We start from the raw sequence: 25750 nt of genomic DNA, 5'->3' as shown, positions 1-25750 counted from the left end.
TGGGACGGCCCGTTGGGCGCGGTCAGCCCGTTGGAGGCACCGTCCTGGTTCACCGCGGAGCCACGGATGACGGCCAGCACCTGGTGCCCGTTGCGCCGGGCGTCCGAGAGCCGCTCCAGCAGCAGCATCCCGGCGCCCTCGGAGAGCGTGGTGCCGTCCGCGCCGTCGGCGAAGGACTTCGCCCGGCCGTCGGCGGCGAGATTGCGCTGCCTGCTGAAGTCCACGAACGTGTCCACGGTGGACATCACCGAGACGCCGCCGGCCAGCGCGAGCGTGCACTCGCCGCCGCGCAGCGACTGCGCCGCCAGGTGCAGGGCCACCAGCGAGGAGGAGCAGGCGGTGTCCACCGAGAGGGTGGGACCCTCCAGGCCGAGGGTGTAGGCGACCCGGCCCGAGGCCACGCTGCCGAGGCTGCCGTTGCCCAGGTAGTCCCGCACGTCCTCCGGCGCGTTGCTGAGCCTGCTGCCGTAGTCGTGGTACATCACCCCGGCGAACACGCCGGTGGCACTGCCCCGCACCGAGTACGGGTCGATGCCGGCGCGCTCCAGCGCCTCCCAGGAGGTCTCCAGGAGCAGGCGCTGCTGCGGGTCCATCGCGATCGCCTCGCGCGGCGAGATGCCGAAGAAGTCCGGCTCGAAGTCGGCGGCGTCGTGCAGGAACCCGCCCTCGCGGGAGTACGTCCGGCCGGCCTTGCCCGGCTCCGGGTCGTAGAGTCCCTCGATGTCCCAGCCACGGTCGGCCGGGAACTGCGAGATGCCGTCACCGCCGTCCGCCAGCAGCTGCCACAGCTCCTCGGGGGTGCTGACACCACCGGGGAAGCGGCAGGCCATCGCCACGATCGCGATCGGCTCGTCGCCGGCCTGCCGCGCGCCGGCGGCGGGTTCGGGGGCCGGCTCGGCGGAGCCGAAGAGTTCGGTCCTGAGGTGGCCGACCAGGGCGGTGGGGTCCGGGTAGTCGAAGACCAGGGTGGCCGGCAGCCGCAGACCGACAGCCAGGCCCAGCCGGTTGCGCAGTTCCACCGCGGTCAGCGAGTCGAAGCCCCAGTCCCTGAAGGCCCGTCGCGGGTCGAGCACCATGTCCGAGTCGTGGCCGAGCACGGCGGCGACATGGGTGCGGACCAGCTCGAGGAGGGCCGTGTCGCGCTCGGCCCGTCCGAGGGCGGCCAGCTTGTCCAGCGCGCTGCCCGGTGCCGCGGGTGCCGCTGCCGCCGTGCGCCGGGCGGCCGGACGGAGCAGGCCGCGCAGCACCGGGGAGAGCGTGCCCGCCGAACGCAGCGCGGGCAGGTCCAGGCCGATCGGCACCAGCAGCGCCCGGTCCCCGGCCAACGCGAGGTCGAAGAGCGCCAGACCCTCGGCGGTGGCGATCGGACGCACCCCGGACCTGGCCATCCGCACCACGTCCGCCTCGCTCAGGTGGGCGGTCATCCCGGTGCGCTGCTCCCAGAAGCCCCAGGCCAGCGAGAGGCCGGGCAGGCCGAGCGCCTGGCGGTGCTGGGCCAGGCCGTCGAGGAAGGCGTTGGCCGCCGCGTAGCCGGACTGGCCCGCACCGTCCACGGTGCCGGCGGCCGAGGAGAAGAGCACGAACGCCTTGAGGTCGAGACCGGCGGTGAGCTCGTGCAGATGCCAGGCCGCGTCCACCTTGGGGCGCAGCACCGCGTCCAGCCGCTCAGCGGTGAGCGCGGTGACCAAGCCGTCGTCCAGCGCGCCGGCCAGGTGCAGCACGGCGGTCAGCGGGCGGTCGACGGGGACGGTGGCGAGCAGGTCGGCGAGCTGCTCGCGGTCGGCCGCGTCGCACTTGGCCACGGTGATCTCCGCGTCCAGGTCGGCGAAGTCGTCCTGGGCGACGCCGCTGCGCCCGGCCAGCAGCAGGTGACGCACACCGTGCTCGGCCACCAGGTGCCGGGCCACCAGCGCGCCCAGCACGCCGGTGCCGCCGGTGATCAGCACGGTGCCCTCGGCATCGAGGGGGCTGACGGTGCCCTCCGGTGCGCTCCTGACCAGCCGGGGCACGTGCACCTTGCCGTCGCGCACGGCGAGTTGTGGCTCGCCCGAGGCGGCGACCGCCGCCAGGGCCTGCTCGACGGTGGTGTCCTGGTCGGCGTCCACCAGGACGAACTGCTCGGGGTTCTCGCCCTGGGCGGCGCGGGTCAGGCCCCAGACGGCGGCCGCGGCGAGGTCCTGGACGCCCTCGGCGCCCACCGCCACCGCTCCCCTGGTGAGCACCACCAGGCGGGAGGCAGCGACCTTCTCGCTGTCCAGCCACTGCCACAGGGTCTCAAGCACCTGGACGGAGACGGCCCGGGTGCCGGTGACGGGATCCTCGCCCTGCCGCACCGGCAGGACCACCAGCTCCGGTACGGTCGCCAGCTCCGCCAGGCCGCCCTCGCCGAGCACCACGTGATCGGGTGCGGGTCCCTCCACCGCGAGGACCGGCCAGTCGAGCCGGAACAGGGCGTCGGAACGGGTGGCCGCCCCGAGCGCGGCGGGGTCGGCCGCGCGGGTGGTCAGCGCGTCCACCGAGGCCACCGGGGAGCCGGTGGTATCGGCGAGCTGGACGGTCAGTGCGTCGGTGCCGGTGATCCGCAGGCGCAGCGCCCTGGCTCCCGAGGCGTACAGCGAGACGCCGTTCCAGACGAAGGGCAGCCGGGCCTGGCCCGGCTCCTGGCCACCGCCGAGGTCCGCGGCGTGCAGGGCCGCATCGAAGAGCGCCGGGTGCAGGGCGAACCCCTGCTCCTCCACCGGGAGTTCGACCTCAGCGAAGACCTCCTCGCCACGCCGCCAGGCCGCCTTGAGCCCCTGGAAGGCGGGGCCGTAGTGGTAGCCCTGCTCGGCCAGCCCCTCGTACACGCCGTCCACCGGGACCGGCTGCGCACCGGCCGGGGGCCAGGCCGCCAAGTCGAAGCCGGCCTCGGCGGTGTCCGGCTCCAGCAGGCCGCTGGCGTGCCTGGTCCACTCGCCTTCGCCGCCCTCGGGGCGCGAGTGCACGGTCAGCGGGCGTCGGCCCGAGTCGTCCGGCTCGCCGAGGTGGAGCTGAAGTTGGACCGCGCCGCGCTCGGGCAGCAGCAACGGCACCTCCAAGGTCAGTTCCGACACCCGGCCGCAGCCGACCTCGTCGCCGGCCTTGACGGCCAACTCCACGAACGCGGTACCCGGCAGCAGGACCGTGCCGCCCACCGCGTGGTCGGCCAGCCAGGGCGCGGTGGCGGTGGCGAGCCGGCCGGTGAAGAGCATGCCGCCGCCGTCGGCGACCGTGACCGAGGCGCCGAGCAACGGGTGTCCTGCGGCGACCAGACCGGCCGCGGTCACATCGCCCACCGCCTGGGAGCTGCCGAGCCAGAACCGCTCGCGCTGGAAGGCGTAGGTGGGCAGGTCCACCTTGCGCACGGGCGTCCCGGCGAAGACCGCCGCCCAGTCGAGGGCGACGCCGTGCACGTGCGCCTCGGCCAGCGATGTCAGGAAGCGCTCCGGGCCGCCCTCGTCGCGGCGCAGCGAGCCGATCCCGACGACCTCGGCGTTCAGCGCCTCCGCCGTCTCCTCCACGCTGTGCAGCAGCACCGGGTGCGGGCTGCACTCGACGAAGACGCCGTAGCCACTGTCGAGCAGCAGCCGGGTGGCGCCCTCGAAGAGCACGCTCTGGCGCAGGTTGGTGTACCAGTAGTCGGCGTCCAGGCCCGCGGTGTCGAACAGTTCGCCGGTCACCGTGGAGTAGAACGGCACGTCGACGGAGCGCGGGCTCAGCCCGGAAAGCTCCTTCAGCAGCCGCTCGCGGATCGACTCGACCTGGGCCGAGTGCGAGGCGTAGTCCACCAGCAGCCGTTTGGCCCGCACGCCCTCCGCGCGCAGCCCGGCGTACAGCTGGTCCAAGGCGTCGGCGTCGCCGGAGACCACCACCGAGGCCGCGCCGTTGACGGCGGCCACCGAGAGCCGCCCTTCGTACTCGGCGAGCCGCGCACGGACCTGCTCCGCCGCCAGCGCCACCGACATCATGCCGCCGCGCGCGGACAGGTCGTCCGCGATGGCCAGGCTGCGCAGGGCCACCACCTTGGCGCCGTCGGCCAGCGAGAGCGCCCCGGCCACGCAGGCGGCCGCGATCTCGCCCTGCGAGTGCCCGATCACGGCGGCCGGGCGCACCCCGTAGGAGATCCACAGCTCGGCCAGCGACACCATGACCGCCCAGAGCACGGGCTGCACCACGTCCACCCGCTCCAGCGAGTCCGCGCCGCGGATGACCTCCAGCAGGTCCCAGCCCACGTGCGGGGCCAGCGCCTGGGCACACTCGGTCATCCTGGCGGCGAACACCGGGGCCGTGTCCAGCAGTTCGGCCGCCATGCCGATCCACTGCGAGCCCTGTCCGGGGAAGACGAAGGCGATCCGGGACTCGCTCTGGCGCCCGCCCTGAACCACGCCCGCCGCGGCGCGTCCGGCGGCGAGCTCCCTCAGCCCGGCGGCCAGCGCGGAGCGGTCCGCGCCGATCACCACCGCGCGGTCACCGAGGGCGGCCCGGGAGGTGGCCAGGGTCCAGGCGAGGTCGGGCAGCGGGGCGCTGTCCAGGTGGTCGAGCAGCCGCTGCGCCTGGGCGGCCAGGCCCTGCTCACCCTTTCCGGAGAGCACCAGCGGCAGCGGTCCGGTCGGTTCGGTGGCACGCTGGGGCACTTCGGGCTCGGGCACGCTCTCCAGGATCACGTGGGCGTTGGTGCCGCTGATGCCGAAGGAGGAGACCGCGGCCCGCCGGGCCTCGCCGCGCTCGGGCCAGTCCCTGGCCTCGGTGAGCAGTTCGACCGCGCCATCGGTCCAGTCCACCTGCGGGGTGGGCTCGTTGACGTGCAGCGTCTTCGGCATCCGGCCGTGGCGCATCGCCATCACCAGCTTGATCACCCCGGCGACGCCCGCGGCCGCCTGGGTGTGGCCGATGTTCGACTTGATCGAGCCGAGCCAGAGCGGCTCACCGCCGGCGCGCTCCTGCCCGTAGGTCGCGAGCAGCGCCTGCGCCTCGATCGGGTCGCCCAGCGGGGTGCCGGTGCCGTGCGCCTCCACCAGGTGCACCTGATCGGCACTGAGCCTGGCGTTGGCCAGGGCCTGGCGGATCACCCGCTGCTGGGACGGCCCGTTGGGGGCTGTCAGGCCGTTGGAGGCGCCGTCCTGGTTGATCGCGCTGCCGCGGACCACGGCCAGCACCCGGTGCCCGTTGCGCTCGGCGTCCGACAGCCGCTCCAGCAGCACCATGCCGACGCCCTCGCCCCAGCCGGTGCCGTCCGCCGAGGCGGCGAAGGACTTGCACCGGCCGTCCAGCGAGAGCCCGCGCTGGCGGCTGAAGTCCACGAAGGTGTCCGGGGTGGACATCACGGTGACACCGCCGGCCAGCGCGTAGGCGCACTCACCGGTGCGCAGCGCCTGGACCGCCAGGTGCAGCGCGACCAGCGAGGAGGAGCAGGCGGTGTCCACGGTGACGGCGGGCCCCTCCAGGCCCAGCGTGTAGGAGACCCGGCCCGATGCGACACTGCCCAGGTTTCCGTTGCCGAGATAGCCCTCGACGCCCTCGGGCACCTCGGCCAGCCAACTGCCGTAGTCGTGGTACATCACCCCGGCGAAGATGCCGGTCCGGCTGCCGCGCAGGGTGTGCGGGTCGATGTTGGCCCGCTCGAACGCCTCCCAGGAAACCTCCAGGAGCAGGCGCTGCTGCGGGTCCATCGCGATCGCCTCGCGCGGTGAGATGCCGAAGAACGCGGCGTCGAAGCGCGGTGCGTCGTAGAGGAAACCGCCCTCACGGACGTGGGTCTTGCCCGGCGCGTCCGGGTCCGGGTCGTAGAGCCCCTCGACGTCCCAGTCGCGGTCGGCGGGGAAGTCCCCCACCGCGTCCACGCCCTGGTCGACCAGCTGCCACAACTGCTCGGGCGAGCTGACGCCGCCGGGGTAGCGGCAGCTCATCGCCACGATCGCGATCGGCTCCTGCGCCGCGGCCTCGATCCGCGTGTTCTGCTGGCGCAGTCGTTCGTTCTCCAGCAGCGACTCGCGCAGCGCCTCGACTATCTGCTCGACAGATGTATCCACGGTCGGTGTCGCTCCCTGATTACTTGGCGTCGCTGCGGTCGAGCGCAGTGCGGATGAGATCGGAGATGTCCATGTGCTTGATGGCCGACGTCCGGTCGGCCCCGGACTCGGCCGGTGCGCCGGGCGCGGCCGGCTTCGGGTCGGCGGGGGCGGTCTCGGAGAGTTTCAGCAGCCGCTCCAGCAGACCCGACTCGCGGAGCCTGGCCACCGGGATGCCGGCCAGCAGCTCGGCCACCCGGGCGTCATCGGGCGCCTCGGCCGCCGGCTCGGTCCGCTCCGGGCGCAACCTGTCCAGCAGGTACGCGGCGAGCGCCGCCGGGGTGGCGTAGTCGAAGATCATCGTGGACGGCAGGCGCAGCCCGCTGACCGCGTTCAACTTGTTGCGCAGCTCCACCGCGGCGAGCGAGTCGAAACCCAACTCGCTGAAGGCACGCCTGGGTTGGACGGATGCCGGACCGTCGTGCCCGAGCACGGCGGCCACCTGCGAGCGAACCGCCTCCAGCACCGCGTGCTCGTGGTCGGCGGCCGGCAACGTGCTCAGGCGCTGGGCCAGCGAGGCCGCACCGCTGGAACCGCCGGCGCCGGTGGCCGCGTCCCGGCGGACGGTGGGCCGCACCAGAGCCCGCAGCACGGCGGGGAGGGACTCGCTGCGCTCGCGCAGCGCCGCCAGGTCCAGACGCGCCGGCACCAGGGTGGCACGCTCGGCGCGCAGGGCTGCGTCGAACAGGGCCAGCCCCTCGGCCGGGTCCAGCGCGCCGATGCCGGAACGCTCGATCCGCTCCAGGTCGGCCTCGGCGAGCTGGCCGCCCATCCCGCCGGCTCCCGCCCACAGGCCCCAGGCCAGCGCGGTGGCCGGCAGGCCGGCCGCGACCCGGTGCTCGGCCAGCGCGTCCAGGAAGACGTTGGCGGCCGCGTAGTTGCCCTGCCCGGTGGCGTCCAGGGTTCCGGCCGCCGAGGAGAACAGGACGAACCTGCTGATCTCCCGCTCCAGGGTCAACTCGTGCAGATGCCAGGCACCGTCGACCTTCGGCCGCAGCACCGGGTCGATCCGCTCGGGGGTCAGCGAGCCGATCAGGGCGTCGTCCAGGACACCCGCGGTGTGCACGACGCTTCGCACCGGGTGCTCGGCGAGCAGCCCGGCCAGCGCCGCCCGGTCGGCGACGTCGCAGGCCACCACCGCCACCTGGGCGCCCAGTTCGGCCAGCTCGGCCTTCAGCTCCCGTGCCTCGGGCGCCTGCAGGCCCCGGCGTCCGGCCAGCACCAGGCTGGTGACCGCGTGCTGCCGCACCAGGTGCCTGGCCACCAGCGCGCCCAGGCCGCCGGTGCCGCCGGTGATCAGCACGGTGCCCCAGTCGGGGCCGTCCTGGTCGGCCTGCGGCAGCTGGACCCTGGCCAGACGCGGCACCAGGATCGCGCCCTCTCGCAGCACCAGTTCGGGCTCGCCCGAGTCGAGGGCGGCGGCCAGCAGCGGCAGCGTGAGCGGGTCCTCCCCCAGGCCCGCGGAGTCCACCAGGACGATCCGGCCCGGGTCCTCGGCCTGCGCCGCGCGGACCAGGCCGCGCACGGCGGCATCCGCCAGGCCCTGGGCGGTCAGCACCACCAGCGTCGCCTTGGCGTACCGGTCCTCGCGCAGCCACTCCTGGACGGGGCCGAGCACGGCGTGCAGGGCGGAGCGCACTGCCGTCGGCACCTGGTCGCCGGCAACCGTCGGCACCGGCAGCAGCACCACGTCCGGGACGGCGTCACCGAGCGTGGTCAGGTCCGGGTGGACGGGCACGTCGAGGCCGAGGTCGCCGGTACCGAGCACCGCGAACTGCCGGTTGCCCACGCCCTGGGCGGTCAGCTCAGGGCGGGGCGTCAGCTCCACAGTGAACAGCGAATCCTGCTGGGGGCCGAGTTGGCCGGCCGCCACCGGCCGGGTCACGAAGGAGGAGACCGAGGCGAGAGGGGTCCCGGCGCCGTCGGCCAGCTCGATCCGGATGCCGTCGCCGTCCTGGCGGGTCAGCCGCACCCGGGCCACCGAGGCGCCGCCGGTGTGCAGTTCCACCCCGTTCCAGGCGAACGGGAGCAGCACCTTGCCCTCCGCCGGTGCCTCCTCACCCTCCTCGTCCAGCAGGGCGGTGGCGTGCAGGGCGGCGTCCAGCAGCGCGGGGTGCAGGCCGAAGCGGGCGGCGTCGGGCCGTTCGGCGGCGGGGAGTTCGAGCTCGGTGAAGACCTCCTCGCCGCGCCGCCAGGCGGCCTTGACGCCCTGGAAGACCGGGCCGTACTCGTAGCCCTCGGCGCGCATCCGCTCGTAGAGGCCGGTGACGTCGACCTCGGTCGCGCCGGCCGGCGGCCACTGGGTGAACGGCTCCGGGCGGGCGGTGCCTCGCTCCGCGAGCAGGCCGGTGGCGTTGACGGTCCAGCCGGCCTCCTCGGATCGCGCCGGGCGGGAGAAGATCTGCACGGCTCCGCCGCGCCCGGCCACGACCTGGAGCTGCACGGCGGTCGACTCCGGCAGCAGCAGCGGCGCCTGGAGCGTGAGCTCCTCCAGGACCGGCAGGCCGAGCAGGTCGCCGGCCCGAATCGCCAGATCGACCAGCGCGGTTCCCGGCAGCAGGACCGTGCCGAGGACGGCGTGCTCGGCGAGCATCGGGTGGGTGGCTCGCGACACCCGCCCGGTCAGCACCACCTCGTCGGAGGCGGCCAGCCGGATCTCGGCACCGACCAGCGGGTGGTCCACCGGCGCCTGGCCCAGGCTGCCCGCGTCGCCCTTGGCGGCCGGGGCGTCCAACCAGAACCGCCGATGCTGGAAGGCGTAGGTCGGCAGCTCGACCGCCCGAGCGGTGTAGTCGCCGTAGATCGAGGGCCAGTTCAGTGCGGCGCCGCGGGTGTGCGCCACCGCGAGGGCGCCCAGCAGCTCCGCCACCTCGGGCTTGTTCTTGCGGGCGACCGAGGCGAAGACCGCCTGCGCGTCGTCGGCCACGCACTCCGGGCCCAGCGCGCTCAGCACGGCGTCCGGGCCCAGCTCCAGGAAGGTGGTGACCCCCTGGTCGGCCAGCGCGGCGATGCCGTCGGCGAAGCGCACGCTCTCCCTGACATGCCTGACCCAGTACTCGGGCGTGCACAGCTCCGCCGGGCTCGCCGGCCGGCCGGTCAGGGTGGAGACGATCGGGATGCTCGGCTCGGCGTAGTCGAGTTCGGCCAGCACCGCGCCGAACTCGGCCATCATGCCGTCCATCCGGGGCGAGTGGAAGGCGTGCGAGACGGTCAGCCGCTTGGACCGCTCGAAGCGGGCCGCCAGTTCCAGCACCGCCTCGGTGTCACCGGAGACCACCACGGAGCGCGGTCCGTTGACCGCCGCGATGCCGACCCGCTCGTCCAGCAGCGGCAGCACCTCGGCCTCACTCGCCCGCACCGCGACCATCGCGCCGCCCTCGGGCAGCGCCTGCATCAGCCGGCCCCGGGCACCGACCGCCTTCGCCGCGTCCGCCAGCGACCAGACGCCGCTGACGTGCGCCGCGGCCAGCTCGCCGATCGAGTGGCCCGCCAGGAAGTCCGGGCGCAGGCCGAACGACTCCAGCAGCCGGAAGAGCGCCACCTCGGTGGCGAAGAGCGCGGCCTGGGTGTAGGCCGTCTGGCCCAGCAGCTCGGCGTCCGCGCCGAAGACCACCTCGGCCAGCGGGCGGTCGAGTGCCGGGTCCAGGTGGGCGGCGACGCGGTCGAAGTGCTCGGCGAAGACCGGGAAGGTCTCGTACCACTGGCGTCCCATGCCGGGGCGCTGCGAGCCCTGGCCGGAGAAGAGGAACGCCAGGCCGCCCTCGTCGACCGTGCCGGTGACCAGCCCGGGTGCGCCCGTACCGGCACTCAACGCCGCCAGGGCGGCGTCGAGTTCGGCGCGCTCCGAGGCCAGCACCACCGCGCGGTACGGGTGCGCGCTGCGAGTGGTGGCCAGCGCGAGGCCCAGGTCGGCCAGGGCGAGCTCGCCGGTGCCGGCCAGCCGCTCGGCCTGGGCGCCCAGTGCCTCGGGGCTGCGGGCCGAGATCGGCAGCGCCACCAGGGTGGGCGGGGTGCCGGTGGCCGGGGAGTCCTCGCCGAGCTGCGCCTCCTCGAGGATCACGTGCGCGTTGGTGCCGCTGATGCCGAAGGAGGAGACGGCGGCACGGCGCGGGCCGCCCTCGCTCTGCCAGGGCCGGGACTCGGTGAGCAGCTCGACAGCGCCCGCCGTCCAGTCCACCTGGTCCGAGGGTGCGTCCACGTGCAGGGTCTTGGGCAGCACGCCGTGGCGCATCGCCTGCACCATCTTGATCACCCCGGCCACGCCGGCGGCGGCCTGGGTGTGGCCGAAGTTCGACTTGATCGAGCCCAGCCAGAGCGGCCGGTCCGCCGAGTGCTCCTGGCCGTACGTCGCGAGCAGGGCCTGCGCCTCGATCGGGTCGCCCAACGTGGTGCCGGTACCGTGCGCCTCCACCACGTCGACCTCCGCCGCCGACAGCCCGGCACTGGCCAGGGCCTGGCGGATCACCCGCTGCTGGGAGGGGCCGTTGGGGGCGGTCAGGCCGTTGGAGGCACCGTCCTGGTTGATCGCGCTGCCCCGCAGCACGGCGAGCACCCGGTGCCCGTTGCGCTCGGCGTCCGACAGGCGCTCCAGCACCAGCATGCCGACGCCCTCACCCCATCCGGTGCCGTCCGCCGCGGCCGCGAAGGACTTGCAGCGCCCGTCGGCGGCCTGGCCGCGCTGGCGGCTGAAGTCGATGAAGGTGTCGGGGGTGGACATCACGGTGACACCGCCGGCCAGCGCGAGCGTGCACTCACCGCCACGCAGCGCCTGCGCGGCCAGGTGCAGGGTGACGAGCGAGGAGGAGCAGGCGGTGTCGACGGTGACCGCCGGTCCTTCGAGTCCGAGTGCGTAGGCGACACGACCGGAGACCACGCTGCCGAGGGTGCCGTTGCCGAAGTAGGCGGCCACCTCCTCGGGGGCGTCGGTGAGCCAGCTGCCGTAGTCGTGGTACATCACCCCGGCGAACACCCCGGTCGCGGTCCCGCGGACCGTCGCCGGATCGATGCCCGCGCGTTCGAAGGCCTCCCAGGAGACCTCAAGGAGCAGGCGCTGCTGCGGGTCCATCGCGACCGCTTCGCGCGGGCTGATGCCGAAGAAGTCGGCGTCGAACTCCGCCGCCCGGTAGAGGAATCCACCCTCGCGGGAGTAGGTCTTGCCAGGCGCGCCCGGCTCCGGGTCGAAGATCGTCTCGGTGTCCCACCCCCGGTCGGTGGGGAAGCCCGCGATGGTGTCGACGCCGTCGGCAACCAGGCGCCACAGGTCCTCGGGCGACTCTACGCCGCCGGGGTAGCGGCAGCTCATCCCGACGATCACGATCGGGTCTTCCCCGGCCTGACGGCTGGTAGCTGCCCCCGCGGCCAGGCCGACGGGCGCGGCCGGCGCTGTGGGCTCGCTGCCGAACAGGGTGTCGCGGATGTGCTCGGCCAGCGTCTTCGGTGACGGGTAGTCGAAGACCAGGGTGGCCGGCAGCCGCAGCCCGGTCGCCGAGTTGAGCCGGTTGCGCAGCTCCACGGCGGCCAGCGAGTCGAAGCCGATCTCGGTGAACGCCCGGGTCGGGCTGATCGCCGCCGCACTCTCGTGCCGCAGCACGGCCGCCACCTCGGTGCGGACCAGCTCCAGCAGCGTGCGGTCCCGCTCGGCGGCGGGCAGTGCGCTCAGCGCGCTGTCGGCGGCCAGGTCGCGGGTACCACGGGCAGCCGACGCCCGACGGTTGGCCGGCCGCACCAGGCCGCTGAGCAGCGCGGGGATGCCGTCCGCGCGGTCGCGCACGGCGGCGGCGTCCACCTCGACGGGGACCACCCTGGCTTCGCCGGTGCGCACGGCGGCGTCGAACAGGCGCAGCGAGTGCGCCGCATCCAGTCCGGGCAGTCCGTAGCGGGCGATCCGGGCCAGTGTCGCCTCGTCGAGCACGGCGCCCATACCGACCTCGCCCGTCCACAGGCCCCAGGCGAGGGCGGTGGCGGGCAGGCCCAGTGAGGCGCGGTGCTCGGCCAGAGCGTCCAGGAACGCGTTGGCCGCCGCGTAGTTGCCCTGACCGGCGCCGTCCAGGATGGCGGCGAGCGAGGAGAACAGCACGAAGGCCTTCAGGTCGAGCTCGGCGGTGAGCTCGTGCAGGTGGCAGGCACCGTCCACCTTGGCCCGGAACACCTCCTCCAGCGTCTCCTCGGTGAGCGAGCCGATCACTCCGTCGCGCACCGTGCCGGCGGCGTGGATCACCGAGTCGACCGGGTGGGCGGCCAGCAACGCGGCCACCGAGGCGCGGTCGCTCACGTCGCAGGCGACCACGGCCACATCGGCACCCAACTCCGTCAGTTCGGCCTCGATTTCGGGCGCCGAGCCGCGGCGTCCGGCCAGCACCAGGCTGCGCACACCGTGCTCGGTGACCAGGTGCCGGGCCAGCAGTCCGCCCAGGCCGCCGGTACCGCCGGTGATCAGGACGCTCCCCCACTGGGGCTTCGGGTTCGCCGCCGAGGGCAGGACGGCCAGCCGGGGGGCTTTGAACTCACCGCTCAGCAGTGACAGTTCGGGCTCGCCGGTGGCCAGAGCGGCGGTCAACTCGGCGTCGGTGGGCAGGTCGGCGTGCTCGATCAGAACGAAGCGCCCGGGGTTCTCCGCCTGCGCCGAGCGCACCAGGCCGCGGATCGGCGCCTGGGCGAGTGCGGGCGAAGTGACCACCACCAGCGTGGAGTCGGCGAAGCGGTCCTCGGCCAGCCAGGCCTTGAGGACCCACAGCACCCGGGCGGTGGCGTTCCTGGCCGCGAGCGGCAGGGCCTCGGTCCCGGCCACCGCGTGCAGCACGACTGCCTGCGGCAGCGGGTCGGCGAGCCCGGTCAGCTCGGCCAGGTCAGCGAGGTCGCCCTCCAGCGCCGCAATCCGCAGCAGCTCCGGCTCACTCGGCACGCCCAGCGGCAACTGCCGTACCGCATAGAGGACTTCGTCTTCCGACACCGGGCGGGAGACCAGGCCCCGCACGGTGGCCAGCGGCACACCGGTGGCGTCGGCGAAGTCGAGCGCGAGGGTGTCCTTGCCCGGGTGGGAGATCCGCACCCGCACCGAGGCGGCACCGGCGGCGTGCAGCGACACTCCGGTCCAGGCGAACGGTACCAGCACCTCGGCGCGGGGCTCGGCACCCAGGTCCGCGGCATGCAGGGCGGCGTCCAGCAGCGCCGGGTGCAGGCCGAACTCGGTTGCCTCAGAAGTGAGTTCGACGGGCAGTGCGACCTCGGCGAAGACCTCGCCGCCCTGCCGCCAGGCCGCCCGCAGCCCCTGGAAGGCCGGGCCGTAGCCGTAGCCCTGGGCCGCCAGGGTCTCGTAGACACCCGCGAGGTCGACCTCCTCGGCACCCTGCGGCGGCCAGCTGTCCAGCGGCTGCGGCAGCGGCTCGGCGGCGGGTGCCAGCACACCACTGGCATGCTGGGTCCACTGCCCGGCGTCCGCGCCGTCCGCCCTGGAGTGGATGGTCAGCTGTCGGCGCCCGCTCTCGTCCGGCTCGCCCACCGCGACCTGGATGCCCACGCCGCCCTCGGCCGGCAGAACCAGCGGGGCGCCCAGGGTGAGTTCCTCGATCGCGCCCGCGCCCACGTGGTCGCCCGCACGCACGGCCAGCTCCACGAAGGCGGTGCCGGGGAAAAGCACCCGTCCGGCGATGACGTGGTCGCCCAGCCAGGGCCGGGCCCGCAGCGAGAGGTGTCCGGTCAGCACCACGCCGTCCGCGCCGACGGCCACCACCGCACTCAACAGCGGGTGGCTGGCGGGAAGTTGGCCGAGGTCGGTGAGGTCGGCCCGGGCCGATCCCGGCTCCAGCCAGAACCGCTTGCGCTGGAAGGGGTAGTGCGGCAGGTCGATCCGGCGCCCGTCGCGACCGGCGTGGAAGCGGGCCCAGTCCATCCGAACACCGGCGCAGTAGGCCGCCGCCAGGGCCAGCACGGCCTGCCGCGGCTCGGGGTGCTCGCGGCGCAGCAACGGGGCGAAGACCGCCGCGGAGTCCTCCAGGCACTCCTGGCCCATGGCGCAGAGCACGCCGTCCGGGCCGATCTCCAGGAAGGTGTCGACCCCGGCGCCGGCCAACCAGCCCATGGCGTCAGCGAACCGCACCTGCGCGGCCACGTGCTCGACCCAGTACTCGGGCGTCGCCAACTGCTCGGTGCACAGCTCGCCGGTGACCGTGGAGACGATCGGGATCTTCGGCGCGGCGTACTTCAGGACCTTGGCGACCCGGCGGAACTCGGCAAGCATCGGCTCCATCAGCGGCGAGTGGAAGGCGTGGCTCACCCGCAGCCGCTTGGTCCGGTGCCCTGCCGCGGCCAGCTCCCCGGCGATCCGCAGCACCTCCTGCTCGGCGCCGGAGAGCACCACCGCGCGGGGGCCGTTGACCGCCGCGAGGCCGACCTGGCCGGTGAGCAGCGGCGCCACCTCGGCCTCGGCGGCCTGCACCGCGACCATCGCGCCACCCGCCGGCAGCGCCTGCATCAGCCGGCCGCGCGCGGCCACCAGGATGGCGGCGTCCTCCAGCGTGAGGACCCCTGCCACGTGCGCGGCGGCCAGCTCGCCGATGGAGTGCCCGGCCAGGTAGTCGGGGCGCAGGCCCCAGCTCTCGGCCAGCCGGAACAGGGCGACCTCTATCGCGAACAGCGCCGGCTGGGCGTACTCGGTGCGGTCCAGCAGCTCGGCCTCGGCCGAGCCCTCGGCCGCGAACAGCACCTCGGTGAGCGGCAGCTCCAGCTGGAGGTCCAGGTAGCCGCAGGCCTCCTCCAGGGCGTCGGCGAACACCGGGAAGACGGGGAGCAGTTCACGCCCCATCGCCAGGCGCTGGCTGCCCTGGCCGGTGAAGAGGAAGGCGAGCTTGCCGGGGCCGGCGACGCCCGTGGGGGTCGCACCGGAGGCGATCGCGCTCAGGGCGGCGCGCAGCTCCCCGCGGTCCTCTGCGACGATCGCGGCGCGGTTCGTCAGACCGGCCCGGGTCGTGGCCAGCGAGTAGGACAGGTCGGCGAGTCGGACCTCGTCGCGGTCCAACAGCGGGAGCAGGTCCGCGGCCCGTTCCCGCAGGGCCTGCTCGCCGCGCGCCGACAGGACGTAGGGCAGCACACCGGAGTCGGCGGGACCGGGGGGGTCGGTGGGATCGGCGACGGGCTCCTCGGCCTGGGCGTCGTGTTCCAGCAGGACGTGCGCGTTGGTGCCGCTGACGCCGAAGGAGGAGACACCGGCACGGCGCGGCGCTCCGGTCCGCGGCCACGGCCGGCCCTCGGTGAGCAGTTCGACCGCGCCGGCCGACCAGTCGACATGCGGGCTCGGGGCGTCGATGTGCAGGCTCTTCGGCAGGTAGCCGTTGCGCATGCTCAGCACCATCTTGATCACGCCGGCCACGCCGGCGGCCCCCTGGGTGTGGCCCAGGTTCGACTTGGCCGAGCCGATCAGCAGCGGTGCGTCCCCGGGCCGGTCCTGCCCGTAGGTGGCGATCAGCGCGCTCGCCTCGATCGGGTCGCCGAGCGTGGTGCCGGTGCCGTGTGCGTCGACGGCGTCCACCTCGGCGGCCCGCAGACCGGCGTTGGCCAGGGCCTGGCGGATCAGCCGCTGCTGCGAGGTGCCGCTGGGTGCGGTGAGCCCGTTGCTGGCGCCGTCCTGGTTGACCGCCGAGCCGCGCACCACCGCCAGCACCTGGTGGTTGTTGCGCCGCGCCTCGGACAGCCGCTCCAGGACCAGGACACCGACGCCCTCGGCGAAGCCCGTACCGTCAGCCGCGGCCGCGAAGGCCTTGCACCGGCCGTCGGGGGCCAGGCCGCGCTGCCGGCTGAAGGCGGTGAAGACGCCGGGTCCGCCCATCACCGCGACGCCGCCGGCCAGCGCCAGCGAGGACTCGCCCGCGCGCAGCGACTGGCAGGCCAGGTGGATCGCGACCAGCGAGGCCGAGCAGGCGGTGTCCACGGTGACCGCGGGGCCGACCGCGCCGAGCACATAGGCCACCCGCCCGGAGATGACGCTGGGCGCGTTGCCGGTCATCAGGTAGGCGTCGAGGCCGTCGGGGGCCTCGTGCAGCCGCGGGCCGTACTCCTGCACCTCAGCACCGAAGAACATCCCGGCCTCGGTGCCGCGCAGCGCCAGCGGGTCGACACCGGCGTGCTCCAGGGCCTGCCAGGCGGTCTCCAGGACCAGTCGCTGCTGCGGGTCCATGGCCAGCGCCTCGCGCGGGCTGATGCCGAAGAAGTCGGCGTCGAACTCGGTCGCCGTGTCGAGGAATCCGCCGCTCCTGACATAGCTGCTGCCGGGGGTCTCGGGGTCCTCGTCGAACATCCGCTCAAGGTCCCAGCCGCGGTCCTTCGGGAAGTCCGAGAGCACCTCGCCGCCGTCGAGCAGCAGCTGCCACAGGTCCTCCGGCGAGTCCACCCCGCCCGCGAACCGGCAGCCGATGCCCACGATCGCGATCGGCTCGTCCGCCGCACCGAGGTTGGCGGTCGGGGCCGGTTCCGGGGTGACGGCGCCGAGCGCCGCGGCGAGCAGCCGATCGACCAGCGCGGCCGGGGTCGGGCACTCGTAGACCACGGTGACCGGCAGGTCGAGACCGGTGGCCGCGACCAGGCGGGCCTGAAGGTCGACCGAGGCCAGCGAGTCGAAGCCGAGCTCGGTGAAGGCACGCGCGGTGTCCAAGATCTCGGCCGCCTCCGGGCGTGCGGCCTTCAGCGCCGCGACCGCCGCGCTGCTCACGAGGTCGAGAACCAACCTCCGGTGCTCCGACGGCGCGGCAGCGGCCAGCAGCCGGGCCAACACTGAATCGGAACTGGACTCATTCATCCGCGCATCTCCCACATCCGGCCAAGACCGTTTAGCAAACGAACAGTTACGCGGGGACGGCTGCGCCCAGCCGCGCATCGCCCCCGTCACGCCGCGCCACTCTCAGCGCCTGGCTGGGCTCAGGCAGCACCGCCGGAGAACGCACGGTTCCGCCCGGCGGCAATCGCTTCGCTGTCGAACTTCCAGCGGACATAGGACAGTGACCCCAGCAGCTCGCCAGAGGTGACGGTGTGGGACTCACCGGCCTCCACCACCCCGGCCAGCGGCAGCCTGCCGATGTTCGCCCAGCGCAGCCGCCCCTCCCCGTCCAGGTAGCTGCGGGTGCGCCCCTGGTTGTCGGGGTGCAGGCAGTAGGGGATGTCCAGGTACCCGCGCTGGAACGCCAGCAGCATCGCCCGCCCGACGTCCGGGTCCAGGTTCAGCACCGCGGAGACCAGCGCCGCGGCCTCCGCGTAGGTCTGCGAGTCGGCGCCGTCATCGGCGACCCGCTCGGTGCGGGCCGCACGCGCGGCCGCGTGCTCCAGCGCGCTGACGTTCTCCGCCACCGTCGGGATCCGCACGGACTCGGCGACGGTCTTCACGATCAGCCGCTCCGAGCCGGTGGAGGCGGCCAGCTCGGCCGCGTCGCCGAGCAGCGCCAGCGCCCCGTGCGGCGTGGTGGGGTAGACGCCCATGTAGGCGTAGATGACGACATGCCAGTCCGCCTCGGGCAGCAGCTCGGCGCAGAGCCGGCGCAGTGCGAACACGGCCTCCGTGTCCTGGCCTTGGTGCGTCTGCTGGGCGTAGCTGGCCGAGATCGAGCGCAGCCCGTGCTGGTAGAAGAACAGCGCTTCGAGCGCGCTGATCGCCACCAGTTGGCTGGGCGGGCAGAGTTGGCCGAGCATGCAGCCGCCGAAGGTCTCCAGGTGCGGATCCCGCCCGAGTTCGCGCAGCCGGCTGAAGAGGTCGCAGGAGCGCGACCAGTTCTCCACCGACTCGCGCAGCGGGATGCGCCCGTACGGAAGGCAGTAGGAGACCGGACCGCCTTCCGAGGCGTCCAGTCCCACCGTCATCAGCGCCCGGAAGATGTCCAGCGGCGCGGCCGAGCCGTGCCGGACCTGCACCGGGAAGTCCGCGCCGTGGATCCCGTCCAGCACCCGCCTGGTGGTCTCCGGATCATGGCTGACGATCGGGTAGCCGTTGAGCGATACGCCTTCCAGCAGGGCGAGCTCGGCGGAATCCAGGTCGTTCACCCGGGTGTAGCTGTCCAGGGTGACGGTGCCGACCGTACGGCCGGCGGCACCCTTGGTGGCCAGCAGTCCGGCCCGCATCAGCTCCGGATCGCTCATCCCCATCCGGGGCTGCACCACGAGGTCGCCCGCCCGGTGCGCCCGGCGGACGAACGCGCCCAAGCCGCCGAACCCGGCGACCTCGCCGTACCCGCCGGACCCGACCACCTCGCCGAGCCCGCCGACCTCGCCCCCGGTCACGTCAGCACCCGCTGCGGGAGCGAGTCGAGCAGCCGCCGGAAGGAGGCGATCCCCTCCGCCCCGTCGTCGAAGACCGCGTCGTAGCCGGCCGCGATCAACTCGGCCAGCTGATCGGCGCTCTGGGCGCCCGCGATGGCCAGCTTGCCGCCGATCACCGCCGGGACGGCGCTCAGCTCGTCTCGCTCGCGTACCTTGCCGATCATCCGGATGCCGTCCTGGAAGCCGTGCCCGTTGACGCTGCTGACCACCAGCAGCACCGGACGGCGGGCCAGGCTCTCGCTCACCAGCAGGTCGGTGGGCACGCAGGGGCCCAGGTTCACCACGTCGAACCCCATCTCCTCCAGCAGCAGCTGCAGGAAGACCAGATTCCAGGTGTGCGAGTCGGAGGTGCCGCCCGCGACGATCACCGGCGCGTCCCGTTTGACCACGGCGGGAAGGTTCTGCGCGGCGGCGACGGCCTTGTTCTGCTCTGCGGGCAGCGACATCACAGCTCCTGGCCGAGCTCGTAGGCGCGGACGTGCTCGATCCGCGACACCGAGATCAACTCCTCGCCGCGGACCAGGATCTCGGTCGGTGCCGGGCGTCCGAGGAACATCAGCAGGCTGGCCGTCGGACCGTAGGCGCCGGCGTTGGGGATGCTCACCACGTCCCCGGGCGCCAACGCGGGCAGCTCGATGTCGCGGCCGAGCACATCGCCCGGAGTGCAGAGCGGTCCGACCAGGCTGGCGATCTGGTCGAGCGGGACCCCCTCGTCGTCCAGGCGCACCGAGACCGGCATGATCCGGCCCAGCCCGGACATGCCGCCGAAGGTGTTGATCCCGCCGTCCAGGATCACGAAGCGCCGGCCGCGGCTCTCCTTGAGGTTGACCACGCCAACCATCAGAGTGCCGCTGTCACCGACCAGGTAGCGCCCGGACTCGACCGCGATCCTCACCTCGCCGCTGCGCCAGCCGGGGAACGACTCGTCCAGCGAAATCGCCATCGCCTCACGCAGGTTGCCGTACACCGGCCGCTCGCCGCGGACCGCGTACGGCACCGAGAAGCCGCCGCCGATGTCGACGAAGCGAAAGCGCGTGCCGAGCTCGTCCTGCACTCGGGCGGCCACCGCGATGGTGTGCTGGAACTCCCCGATCAGGCTCGCCTCGTCCTTGGCGTTGCTGAGCGGGAAGAAGTGCGCGCCCGCCACGTCCGTGCCCGGCACGTCGAAGACCTGCTCGCGCAGCGCGGGCAGTGTCTCGCTGTCGAAGCCGAACTGGGAGGGCACCCCGGTCATCCGGATGCTGGACGTGGCGCTGGCACTGGCGCTGTTGACCCGCAGAAGGCAGGTGGCGACCACGCCCAGCCGGGTGGCGACCGCGCCGACGTTGCGCAGATCACCCAGCGACTCGACCGAGAAGAGCCGCACCCCGGCGCTCAGCGCCTCGGTCAGCTCCCCCTCGGTCTTGCCGGGGCCGGTGTAGAGGATCTCGCTGCCCTGGAAGCCCGCGCTCAGCACCGCGGCGAGCTCACCGGTGGAGCTGATCTCCGCCCGGCAGCGCCGGCCCTCGCCGGCGCGCATCTCGCGCAGCAGCTCGGGGTGCGGGTTCGCCTTCGCCGCGTAGAAGAGCTCGACCTCCTCGGGCAGCGCGGCGAACAGGTCGCGTCGGGCGGCCGCGACGCGGTCCAGGTCGTAGACGTACGACGGAGTACCGAAGCGCTTGGCAAGCTCGGCGTAGCCGGTCACGGGGTGGCCCCTTCGAAGAGTAGAGCGAGCTTCCTGCGATCGTGCTTGCCGTGCAGCGTGAGCGGCAGCTCCTCGACCATCCGGCACAGGCCCGGCACCTTGGCCGGTTCCAGGCGCAGCGACAGCTCTCGCAGCACGGTGTGCGGCGCCAGGTCGCCCACCACGCAGACCGCGAGGTCGCGATCCTCGGTCGGCGGCAGCACCGCTGCGGCCCGGACACCGGGGATGTCCATCGCGGCCGCCTCGATCTCGATCGTGCTCATCCGCACGCCCTTGCGCTTGAACATGTCGTCCCGACGGCCCTCGTAGTAGAGGAACCCGTCCTCGTCCACACTGCCGAAGTCACCGGTGTGCAAGCGCCGTTGCCCACTTACCGGGTCGGTACGGAAGGCCTTGGCGGTGAGCTCGGGCGCCCGCCAGTAGCCGGGCATCACGTGCGGGCCCTCGACCACGATCTCGCCGGCCACGCCGGTGGGCACCTCATTGCCGTCCTCGTCGAGGATCAGCACCCTGGTGCCCGGCAGCGGACGGCCCACCGAGGTGGGCTTGGCGTCCTCGAACTCGGGCGGCAGCACCGAGATGCGCTTGCACTCGGTCTGGCCGAACTGGCGGACCACCTCGACGCCGGGGAAGGCCGTGCGCAGCGCGTCCACCGTGGTCTTCGGCAGCGCGGCGCCGGTGTTGGTGAACAGTCGCACCTTGGACTCGCCGCCCGGGTCGCGCTCGGCGAGGGAGCAGATCATCGCCGCCAGCGAGGGCACGATCGGCACCACGGTCGCGCCGCTCTCACGGATCCGCTTGAGCAGCACCAGGTCCGAGTCGGTGTCGGCCAGCACCAGTTCCGAGCGGCCGAGCGCGGCGAGCAGGATCTTGTAGAGCCCGTAGTCCCAGGAGATCGGGAACCGGCAGAACACCACGTCGTCGGGGCGGTAGCCGAGTTCCTGGTTGATCGCCCTGGAGGCGAAGACCATCTGACGGTGCGGGCAGATCACACCCTTGGGCGCGGCGGTACTGCCGGAGGTGTAGACCAGGACGGCGACCGCGTCGGCGTCGACCTCCTGGACCGAGGCCCGCGCGCCGGCACCGTGCAGAGCCGTCACCTCGGGCCAGACCTCGCCGAAGCCCAGTACCTCGACCGGCGAGAGCCCGGAGATCCGGTCCACCGCAGTGTCGGCGACGATCACCAGCCGGGGCTCGGCGTTGGCGAGCACCGAACGCAGGTGGTACTCCTTCATGCCCGGGTTCAGCGGCACCAGCACCGCACCGCGCCGGGCCGTGCCGTAGAACAGCGCCACCAGCGCCCGGTTGCTCGGCAGTTGAACCAGCACCCGGTCACCGGGGCGCACGTCGCGCGACTCCAGCCACGCGTCGACCGCGTGGCTGTACTCGCCGAGCTCCTGGTAGGTCCATCGCCCGTCCCGGTCGCTGACCGCGACGGCACCGGGCGCGACGTCTGCCGTCGCCTCGTCGAGCACACCGTGCACCAGCACGGCGGGCGCGGCCTGCGGTATCGCGTCACCACTCACGGCGTGTGTCCGTCCTCTCCATCGTGAGCCTCAATCGGATGTCGTCGCGGCCTGGAGTGCGAGCTGCTTGCGGTCGATCTTTCGGTTCGAGTTCAGCGGGAACTCGGCCAGGTGCCGGTAGCGCTTGGGGACGATCGCCACCGGTAGCACCTTGCGCAGGTCACGGGCGAGTTGAGCCGGCGGCACGACCTCGCCGGTGTAGAAGACCACCAGCTCCACCGAGCCCTGAGCCGCGATCGCCACGGTGACCGCGTCCTGCACGCCGGGGCAGCTGCGCACCGCGGCGTCCACCTCGGCCAGCTCCACCCGCACCCCGAGCACCTGCACCTGCGCGTCGTCCCGGCCCAGGTAGAGCAGCTCACCACCGTCCGCCCGGCGAACCCGGTCCCCGGTGCGGTAGAAGCGCCGGCCGTTGCGGTCGAAGAACCGCCCCACGTCGTCGCCGGGATCGAGGTATCCGGCAGTCAACTGTGGTCCGGCAATGCACAGTTCTCCCTCGACGGCATCGTCCTCGCCGCTGGGGCCGAGCAGCAGGACCTGGTGTCCGCCGTGCACCGAACCGATCGGCACCATGCCGTTGAGCGCGTCCTCGCCCGCCCAGCGGTGGGCGGCGACGGTGATGGTCAGCTCGGTCGGCCCGTAGAGGTTCTCCAGCGTCGAATCCGGCGCCGCCGCCAGCCAGTCGCCCGCATCCTGGCAGCTCAGCGCCTCTCCGGCGAAGAAGCTCCAGCGCAGCGAGGGCATGCCGGCGGGCCCGAGACCCCCCATCCGCCGCACCAGCGCGATCGCGCTGGGGGTGGAGAACCAGACGGTCAGGCCGTTGTCCGCGATGAACCGCGGCATGTCCCGGTAGGCCTGCGGCGGCGGAACGACCAGCGTGCCACCGGCTCCCCAGGCGCAGAACAGGTCGAACATCGCGCAGTCGAAGTTGAGGTCGAAGTTCTGCGAGAAGACGTCCTCGGGACCGAAGTCGTACCGCTCGTCGAGCAGGCCGAAGTAGTGATGGGTGTTGGTGTGGGTGACCGGAACGCCCTTGGGCCGGCCCGTCGAGCCCGAGGTGAACAGGACGTACGCGGTGTCCTCGCCGCGCACCGGCATCGGCGCGGACAGCGCGCTGCCCGCCGCCAGCGGTACGGCCGGCTGCGGCTGACCGCCGGGGGCGAAGAGCACCGGGAGGTCGACGCCCTCCGCCCGCAGCCCGACCAGGGCCGGCAGCGAGTCGTCGTCGGCGATGAGCGCACCGACTCCGCTCGCCTCGATCATCTGCCGGGTGCGGGCGGCGGGGAAGGCCGGTTGCAGCGGGACCACGGTGATCCCGGTGTACAGGCCGGCCAGGATCGACGCGTACGCCGAGGGGCCCTTGCCCGCCAGCACGCCGATCGCCGCCGGCCGCGACGGCAGGTGGGCCAGCAGCGAACCGGCCAGCAGCAACGCGCGCTCGTGCAGCTCCCGGTAGGTCAGGCTGGTCCCGCCTGCCAGCACTGCGGGGCGGTCCGCCGATTTGGCGAGTCCGCGCAGGAAACGCCCGGACAGCGCGAGGTCCACGGTGTCATCCATCGTGGTGGCCCTTTCGTGCCCCTCCCCGCCCCGTCAGGCCTCGGTGCCGATCAGCATGCCCGCCATGGCCTTCCAGAGCACGGCGGGGGTCTCGAAGGTCTCCGGGGTCAGCGCGTCGTCCAGGAAGCGGACGTCGTAGGCCGCCTCCAGGTTGCCCAGGAGCTCCACGGTGCCGAGCGAGTCCAGGCCCAGCTCACGCAGCGGGGTGTCGCTCTCCAACTGCTCGCCCGGGGGCAGGAAGGGCAGGAAGCGGCGCAGCGTCTCTTCGAACTTCTCGTCCCACATGGTCACTCCATCACTGTCGTTGCTCGTCGTAGTGTGCTCGGACGGCGCCGAAGCGGCGCCGGTGTGCTCGGGCGGCGCCGACCGGCGTCGGCGCGTTCTGCCAGGTGCGTTCCAGGAGGGGCCGGACCCTCGCCTCGGCGCTCAGCCGACGGCGGACCGGCGCCTGGGGGTCATCGCCAGCCGGGGGTTGGCCGGCACGACCTCGAAGTTCCCCGTGGTGCACGGGACTCGGCCGAACAGGCTGTCAGGGCCCGCGACACAGACCCGCTCGACGCCGAGCCGCTTGAGACCGGCCACCGCGTCCGGCCAGCGCAGCGGACGCACGATGCTGTCCAGCAGCATCGTGCGCACCTGCTCGGCCGTGGTGAGCAGCGCGCCGTCCTGGTCGGCCACCACCGGCAGCTTCGGGTCGGTGAAGTGCAGGGTGGACAGCACCTCGCGCTCGGCCTTGTCCCGCAGCCCGGCGAAGGCGCCCGAGTGCAGCGGCGGACGCATGGTGTAGAGCGGCATCCCACCGATCGCGCGCAGCCGCTGCTGCATCCACTCCACCCGGGACTCGCGCAGCGAGAGCATGTAGAAGCCCTCGTCGATGTAGCAGGAAATGTCGTGCCACTCGCCCTGCTCGTCCAGCTCGGCGAGGATCTCGCCCAGTTTCTCCTCGGGAGTACGGACGAAGGAGAGCACCACGATGTCGGTGTGCTCCTGGCTGAAGTACTCGTCCATGCAGCGCGCGAGTTCCGCGGTCATCCGCACGGCCTCGGGCATCGAGAGCGACTGGGCGAAGGCGACCGCCGCCTTCTCGCCGAAGCTGGGGCCGAGGACGGCCTCGGCTTCGACGCCGAGGGCATCCTGCGCCCAGTCGGCGCTGGCCAGGCAGTTGACCAGGAAGGCCACCTGGGCTGCCTCGGAGTAGTCGCCCTCGGCCTCGCGGAAGGCGTCCACCAGGGAGTAGCCGAGGACCTCGTCGGCGACCGTGACCAGTTCCCTGGCGAAGCGGTTGGCCACCATGAACCGGCCGACGTCGTCGAAGGTGGCCGGGCCCATACCGGGGAAGATCATCGCTGTTCGCTTCGTCATGACCGGCTCTCCCGCACCGGCTGCGCCAGCTCCTTCAGGAAGCCCACCATCACCTCGGTGAAGCGATCCGACTCCTCCAGGTGCGGGCAGTGGCTCGAGTTCTCGAAGATCTCCCAACGCACGTTGGGGATGCGGTCGAAGTAGGGCTGCATCGTCACCGGGGTGGCCTCGTCGTACCTGCCGCTGATCAGCAGCGTCGGCGTCCGGATCGCGTCCAGTTCGTCGATGATCGACCAGTCCTTGAGGGTGCCGATCACGTGGAACTCGTTGGGCCCGTTCATCGTGTAGTACACGGTCGGGTCGTTGTAGATCTCCATGAAGGAGGAGAGGAAGTCCTTCGGCCAGGGCAGGATCCGGCACACGTGACGGTCGTAGAAGACCCGCATGGCGGCCAGGTACTCGGGCGACTCGAAGGTCTCGGCCGCCTCGTGCCGCAGCAGGGTCTCCTGCACGTCCGACGGCAGCTGCGCGCGCAGCACGGCCATCTCACTGAGCCACAGCGGGTAGGAGGCGGGCGAGTTGGCCACCACCAAGCCGCGCAGTCCGGCCGGCCGGGTCATCGCGTGCTTCGCGGCGAGCAGGCCGCCCCAGGACTGGCCGAACAGCACGTAGTCGTCGGCGATGCCCAGTTCGCTCAGCAGGTTGGTCAGTTCGGCGGCGAAGAGGTCGGTCTTCCAGAAGTCGGCACCCTTGTCGGGCAGATGGGTCGAGCCACCGTTGCCGAGCTGGTCGTAGTGCACCACCGGCCAGCCCTGCTCGGCGAGTTCGGTCAGCTGCAGCAGGTAGTCGTGGGTGCTGCCGGGACCGCCGTGCACCACCACCACGGCCGGTTTCTCCGCTCGGAGGTCGCCGGTGACGCGGTACCAGGTTCGGTACTCCCCGAACGGGACGGTTCCCTTGGCGCTGGGCTCCAGGGGCACGGTAACCACCTCAGTCGACAGACGTGTTCGGGGTGCATGGCAAGTGATCCGGTCCCGACGCTAACGCGCTGCGACGGCCCGACTGGACCCCTAGCGGCCCCTAGCCCAGCAGGGGCGCGAGCCGGATCGGCCCGGGTCGCGACACAGGCCACGCGGTAGGGGTCGGCAGGGGGTGTGGTGCGGTGATCGGGCCGCCTAACGTGCGAACAGCGGTCGAATGCGCCGTACGGATGGCCGCTCCACGCGCCCGGGTTCTCCTCGCACCGGGGCCTTCCTCGCGCGGAGGGGCGGAGGGCTTCTTCGCGCCGGGGGCCTTCCTCA

Annotated in this window: 10 protein-coding genes; all 10 read right to left on the bottom strand. The window is 73.1% G+C overall.

Annotated elements, in window-relative coordinates:
- Positions 1-6047 (bottom strand): SDR family NAD(P)-dependent oxidoreductase (locus ACFWP2_RS33330; protein ID WP_380458493.1); only part of this gene is annotated, 6047 nt, incomplete at its 3' end.
- A gap of 19 nt (positions 6048-6066) precedes the next feature.
- The gene (locus ACFWP2_RS33325; protein ID WP_380458491.1) at positions 6067-16872 is read right to left on the bottom strand and encodes an SDR family NAD(P)-dependent oxidoreductase; all 10806 of its coding nucleotides are present in this window, start codon (positions 16870-16872) and stop codon (positions 6067-6069) included.
- Between the two features lie 119 nt (positions 16873-16991).
- Complete coding sequence (locus tag ACFWP2_RS33320) at positions 16992-18308, bottom strand: methylaspartate mutase (RefSeq protein WP_380458498.1); 1317 nt, start codon at positions 18306-18308, stop codon at positions 16992-16994.
- Positions 18309-18337: 29 nt separating this feature from the next.
- Positions 18338-18826: a cobalamin B12-binding domain-containing protein gene (locus ACFWP2_RS33315; RefSeq protein WP_380458489.1), complete on the bottom strand. Its 489-nt coding sequence runs from the start codon at positions 18824-18826 to the stop codon at positions 18338-18340.
- Positions 18826-20064 carry a type III PLP-dependent enzyme gene (locus ACFWP2_RS33310; protein ID WP_380458487.1) on the bottom strand — a complete coding sequence of 413 codons (1239 nt, stop codon included), beginning with the start codon at positions 20062-20064 and terminating at the stop codon, positions 18826-18828. The genes ACFWP2_RS33315 and ACFWP2_RS33310 overlap by 1 nt, the downstream gene beginning before the upstream one ends.
- Entirely contained in the window at positions 20061-21590 is a 1530-nt protein-coding gene (locus ACFWP2_RS33305) for an AMP-binding protein (RefSeq protein ID WP_380458485.1), read from the bottom strand. The genes ACFWP2_RS33310 and ACFWP2_RS33305 overlap by 4 nt, the downstream gene beginning before the upstream one ends.
- A 30-nt stretch (positions 21591-21620) precedes the next feature.
- Complete coding sequence (locus tag ACFWP2_RS33300; protein WP_380458483.1) at positions 21621-23147, bottom strand: AMP-binding protein; 1527 nt, start codon at positions 23145-23147, stop codon at positions 21621-21623.
- Positions 23148-23180: 33 nt separating this feature from the next.
- Positions 23181-23432, bottom strand: coding sequence for a phosphopantetheine-binding protein (locus tag ACFWP2_RS33295; RefSeq protein ID WP_380458481.1), 252 nt, complete (start codon positions 23430-23432; stop codon positions 23181-23183).
- A gap of 141 nt (positions 23433-23573) precedes the next feature.
- Complete coding sequence (locus tag ACFWP2_RS33290) at positions 23574-24509, bottom strand: ACP S-malonyltransferase (protein WP_380458479.1); 936 nt, start codon at positions 24507-24509, stop codon at positions 23574-23576.
- Positions 24506-25429: a proline iminopeptidase-family hydrolase gene (locus ACFWP2_RS33285; RefSeq protein ID WP_380458477.1), complete on the bottom strand. Its 924-nt coding sequence runs from the start codon at positions 25427-25429 to the stop codon at positions 24506-24508. The genes ACFWP2_RS33290 and ACFWP2_RS33285 overlap by 4 nt, the downstream gene beginning before the upstream one ends.
- Positions 25430-25750 lie beyond the last annotated feature (321 nt).

Origin of the sequence: Kitasatospora sp. NPDC058444, from assembly GCF_042721415.1 — a bacterium.
GTDB lineage: Bacteria > Actinomycetota > Actinomycetes > Streptomycetales > Streptomycetaceae > Kitasatospora.
This window is presented reverse-complemented; position numbering and strand designations above follow the sequence as displayed.